This is a genomic window from Gammaproteobacteria bacterium (assembly GCA_032250735.1).
Classification (GTDB): domain Bacteria; phylum Pseudomonadota; class Gammaproteobacteria; order SZUA-152; family SZUA-152; genus SZUA-152.
Map to the genome: position 1 here is coordinate 1 of JAVVEP010000058.1, position 4,670 is coordinate 4,670.

3 protein-coding genes are annotated in these 4,670 nt (G+C 53.9%); 1 reads left to right on the forward strand and 2 read right to left on the reverse strand.

Going from position 1 to position 4,670, the window contains the following annotated elements; translation table 11 throughout:
- Positions 1–706 precede the first annotated feature (706 nt).
- A complete protein-coding gene (locus tag RRB22_15750; GenBank protein ID MDT8385853.1) occupies positions 707–1,450 on the forward strand; it encodes a hypothetical protein in 744 nt (247 codons plus the stop codon).
- Positions 1,451–1,656: 206 nt separating this feature from the next.
- Here the strand turns inward: RRB22_15750 and RRB22_15755 are convergent, their stop codons facing one another.
- Positions 1,657–2,640 (reverse strand): NAD-dependent epimerase/dehydratase family protein, encoded by a 984-nt coding sequence (locus RRB22_15755; GenBank protein ID MDT8385854.1) that lies wholly within the window; start codon positions 2,638–2,640, stop codon positions 1,657–1,659.
- Positions 2,637–3,644 carry a ketopantoate reductase C-terminal domain-containing protein gene (locus tag RRB22_15760; GenBank protein ID MDT8385855.1) on the reverse strand — a complete coding sequence of 336 codons (1,008 nt, stop codon included), beginning with the start codon at positions 3,642–3,644 and terminating at the stop codon, positions 2,637–2,639. Before RRB22_15760 ends, RRB22_15755 begins: the two co-directional genes overlap by 4 nt.
- Positions 3,645–4,670: the final 1,026 nt, after the last annotated feature.

The following is a 4,670-nucleotide window of genomic DNA, read 5'->3' on the forward strand; positions in this document are numbered from 1 at the left end:
CCGCGCCAAGAGCGGCGTCAGGAAGGAAGGTATCGGGATCCATGATCTCGCCAGTAAAAAGGATCTCGAAACGGCCGCGCAAATGTTTCAGGACGAATGCCTACTGATGGGTTATTCGATGGAATCGGATCGTTCAACTCGGAGCACAGCATGAATCCGTTCGTCACCGATCCCGAATGCAGTCTCGAGGGCACGCGCTACGCGGCCGGCAAGGTGTACCGGCTGTTCGAGGCTGGACGGCCATTGCTGGTGCGCTACGATCTCGATGCAATCGGCCGTTCGGTTGATCGCGACGAGGTTGCCGCTCGCTGCGGTGGCGGGCCGATTCCAGGTAAATTCCCAGCCGGTCCTTCATCGTCTGCTGGCCGATGTACTCGTCCAGCCGCGACGGCCGCAGGGAGGCCTCGAAGCGTACTTCCTCGTCGGTCGGGCGGGCTGAAATCAGGCGGGAATCATCATCGGCCATGTCGCTGTCAGTCATTTACGGGGCTCGGACGCCGGGCGCTTCGATCAACCATGAATGGTAGCGGAACTCGTCCGGCGGGACTCGCACAGAAGTCCCGCGCGTCTCCCCCGATCCACCGGTGCGAAGCAGATCGAGGTTGCGTCCCCGACGCCATACCTGACCGCCCGGCCCAAACCCGGCAACAACCAAAGGAGAGAACAGCTAAATGATTACGACTAACCGACCGCAAAGGATGCACTCATGAAGGGTTCCTCCTACCCGGAATTGCGCGGGCAACTGTGGTTGCTGCGAAACATCAACCCATTCCTGGAGTGGAGCTCCAAAACATTGATGCCGGCAGCCGGTCTATACGGGCGCGAGCTCATCTTTCAAGGGATCGTGCACAGAGCACTGGATCGGCTCGGAATCAACGTGCCCCTGTATCCGGTTCGCGGAGCGGCCAGCTACAGCTATCTCTATTTGCTTATTCGCATTGTCGAGGAACTACCCGTAAATCGAATTCTGGAGCTTGGTTGCGGCCAGTCCAGCGTACTGCTGGACCGGCTGTCCGCCATCAAGTCCGTCGACTGCGCGACGCTCGAAGACGAGCTGGAGTGGCTGAGGCAAATCGACCAGCGGGTAGAAAACCTTCAACTCATTCATTCGCCCCTGGTGAAAAAAACAGTACACGGCCATATCACCACCACGTACGACACAGCCCCGATTGTCGAACAGAAAAAATTCGACGTGCTGCTGGTCGACGGCCCGAAAGGCCAGCGCCGGCGCTCCCGGTTGGGCGCGCTTGAATTGATCGAGACCTGCCTGGGCGATGATTTCGTGATCGTCTTTGACGACGCCGAGCGCCGGGGAGAACAGCAGACAATCGCCCAGGCACTCCAACTGCTGGACACACTCGGGCGAAGCTACGAGACACTGCACGTACGCAGCGTGTCCAGTCAGTTCGTCATCGCGGGCGGCGTCCTGAGTGCAGCGCAATTTTTCTAGGCGATAGAACATACGCGGAAGGCGCGCGTTCAGAAACTCATGAAGAGCCGAGACCGGGTCCAGCCGCGTATAGGAATTATAAGCGCCCCATTTTTCCGATTTCCAGCGTTATCCGGCGCCGGGCCCGGGCTGATCGTCGCAGTGATTGGCGTCCCGTTGTTTCCGGTATTTGCACTCTGGAAATATTTTCAATTGAAAAATAAACATTAAAACCATCCCTGTTTTTTGTACCAAGTGACGGCATCATGGGCGGACTTTCTGATCGATCTTGGCTTGAGTCCCAGTTCTTTCAGGCTAATAGCAGGATCAAAAAACATACTGCGGCGTGTCAGGCGAACACCTGTGACTGTTGCCATGGGCATGGATTTGCTCACATGGTCAGCCCATAACTCACTGAACCATGCAGCTGTCAGTGCCAGCGGATAGGGAACCTTCCAACGCGGTACTGTTCTGCCGGTTTCTCCGCCGAGAATACCGAGCCAGTCTGATAAATGATAATTTTCATGGCCCAGCAAATATCTGATGCCGGGCCGTCCGTGTTGCATTGCCAGTATCATGCCCTTGGCCACATCCCTTGCATCTATCAGATTAAAGCGGCATTCAAGATAGGCAGGCAACTCCCCTCGACAAAAGGCTACAGACATTCTTGTTGGCGGTGTCTGCTGCCTGTCGCCCGGGCCTACCGGCAATGTTGGTGCGACAACAACGATAGGGGCACCCTCATTTGCCCTATTAAACATGGCTTCTTCGGCACGATACTTGCTTAAACAATAGGGCCCCAACATGCCTTCTTCCTCAAAGCGCACATGCTCCACTGCACCGCCGTTAGATTCCGGTGAAGTTAATATGCTTTCTGTACTGGTATGCAAAACCTTTTTTGTACCGTTCGCTAATGCGGCCTCGACAACATTTACCGTACCTTGATGATTAATATCATCAAACTCAGCGCGGTTACGGCGCCACAGATTGGGATCGGCTGCTAGATGATAGACATAATCACATCCCTGTGTCGCTTTCCTGACTGCGCCCTTGTCACGTATATCCGCGCGAATCAGTTCAATCTGATCCAGTGGCAAGTGATTTACATCTGCGTCAGGATGCTCAAGGACACACACCGATTGATTGTTCTTGAGTAATTTATTGACCAGATGCGAGCCGATAAAACCGGCGCCGCCAGTAACAAGATTCATGTCAACACTCCATCAGGTAGGGATTCAACCAGTGATCGCAGATGCCCGCGAGCAGGTGGTAGCCTTTCATTAACGATTTTCTGTACCAATGCATAGGCGGCACGATTCAGTGGACAGGGGAAATCCTCGGCAAGACGGATCAAATGACCATTGTAGGCATCGATCTCGGTACGCCCGGTGGAAATATCAGGCGCCATGGAACAATAGGTGCCCTGTAAAGAAGGCCGGAAGAATACCGCCATAAGCGAAGCAAGACCCGGTGTGCGCAGAATGATTGATACGGTGTCCGGGTGAAAGGGGCCGATTTTGGCCAGCGGCACATTGGCATGTTTTAGAATCGCATAATTTTCCTGCAGCAAGGCGAAGAATAACCGCTTCGCTATATCGTCGGTCAATAGCTCGCCATTATCCACACCAGCAGATGCAGCGAGTGGTGAAATAGCGGCGTTATACATAAGCTTGGCTGCCTTGTACGGCTTCACATCATTGATCACTTCAACCGGAAATAATCCAGCATGCCTGATAGCGCCTGCCAATTCGACAATTTCACGGCGTTCTGCCTCCGTCACATCACGACGTGCACCAATATGCAAACTCCCTGGCCTGGTGATATGGGTAATTGGCATATCACGCAAACATTCAGATACGAACGAAGCGATGCCTTCGCCGGGATGCGATTGTTGATCGAGCTCAGGATCAAAGCCGTTTTGCACCGGGACCAGGCAGGATTTGTTTTGCACTCGCTGCAATATGGCAGGGTTATCATAAGTTTTTGTGCATAAAAGGATATAAGAGTTATAAGGTGGCTTCCATTCATTAAACGATGTGAAAACAGGATACTGCACACCATAACCCACCACAGTTACGCCATTTTTACGGCCTGAACTGACTTTACCGGGATGCGTATCCACCATAGTTACATCACAACCCGCCCGCATCAGGCACCAGCCCAGTGCAACTCCGATTCCGCCTGCGCCTAATATATGTACTGGTTTACTCAACATGGGTAGTTTCCATAACGATATTCTGAAAATCGGAGCGTAAATCTATCGGCGCCTCGTACAAATCCGGTGAAGAGAGAAATGGGAAATTGCTTTCATCGATGGTTCGGGTAGCGTGCGTTCTGGATGTCATTATCCTGTCCGTTTTACCCTTTGGCATAAGCCCTGCTATACGTCACTACCATTGTGCATGTCCTCCCGTTGTCATTTTTATTGCTTTTTCAATGACACGCTGACGGTGTCGTTCCGGACGAATATAGGCGATAGGTGCCAGCCGGACAAGGTGGAGTGGCATTGGCTGTGGAAACATCAATAGCAATTTTCAAGATGGGACTACAAGTCACCACCTGTAAAGCCGCTGAGGAGACGTTAAGTACGGATGCACGAGCCAGAATAACTGAACTGACTGCGTGATTCGGCCTCTGTAGCCCGAGAAACCAGGCTGGCGTGCTGGCTACAGAAGCAGAGCGCAGGCCACCTGGCGACCATGAGGGCTAAAGCGGTATTTACCCCTCACCTTTGTGAGGATCGCAGCCTATCATGCAGGAGCTTTGCGGAATTCAGCAGTGCACCGTCCCGCGTTGTTAGGTCAAATGGACAATTGTCGTCCAGTATTATCTATAAAAATCAACAGATTATAGTTTGCGGGGGCGTAGATTATAGTTTGCAGGTGCGTATAGGAATTATAAGCCCCCCATTTTCCGATTTCCAGCGGTATCCGGAGCCGCGCCAGGCCTGCCCATGGCCCTTACCCGAGCCCCGGCAGCCTTCCGGGAGGCCTAAATCCCCCGGTTGTGAGCTGTCCGCGCCAATCAATCGACGAAATCCGCCGTTTTTTCCGGCGTTGGTGTTGACATTGGCCCGTCGCGGCACGAGCGGGCCCGGGCCACGCCCGGCGAGGCGCGGCCGGAAGTCGGTTTTCCGAAGTTCAGTGCAGCAAACGCCCTTGCTCTACAGGCGGTGCCCGGCGGGCCGGCGTGATCCGGGCCCGGTAAGGGCTATTGGGTGCGAATACTCCATGGAAGCGCG

Excerpts from the sequence above, each read along its gene's own strand:
- RRB22_15750 (MDT8385853.1), top strand. The coding sequence starts at position 707 with ATGAAGGGTTCCTCCTACCCGGAATTGCGCGGGCAACTGTGGTTGCTG.
- RRB22_15755 (MDT8385854.1), bottom strand. The coding sequence starts at position 2,640 with ATGAATCTTGTTACTGGCGGCGCCGGTTTTATCGGCTCGCATCTGGTC.
- RRB22_15760 (MDT8385855.1), bottom strand. The coding sequence starts at position 3,644 with ATGTTGAGTAAACCAGTACATATATTAGGCGCAGGCGGAATCGGAGTT.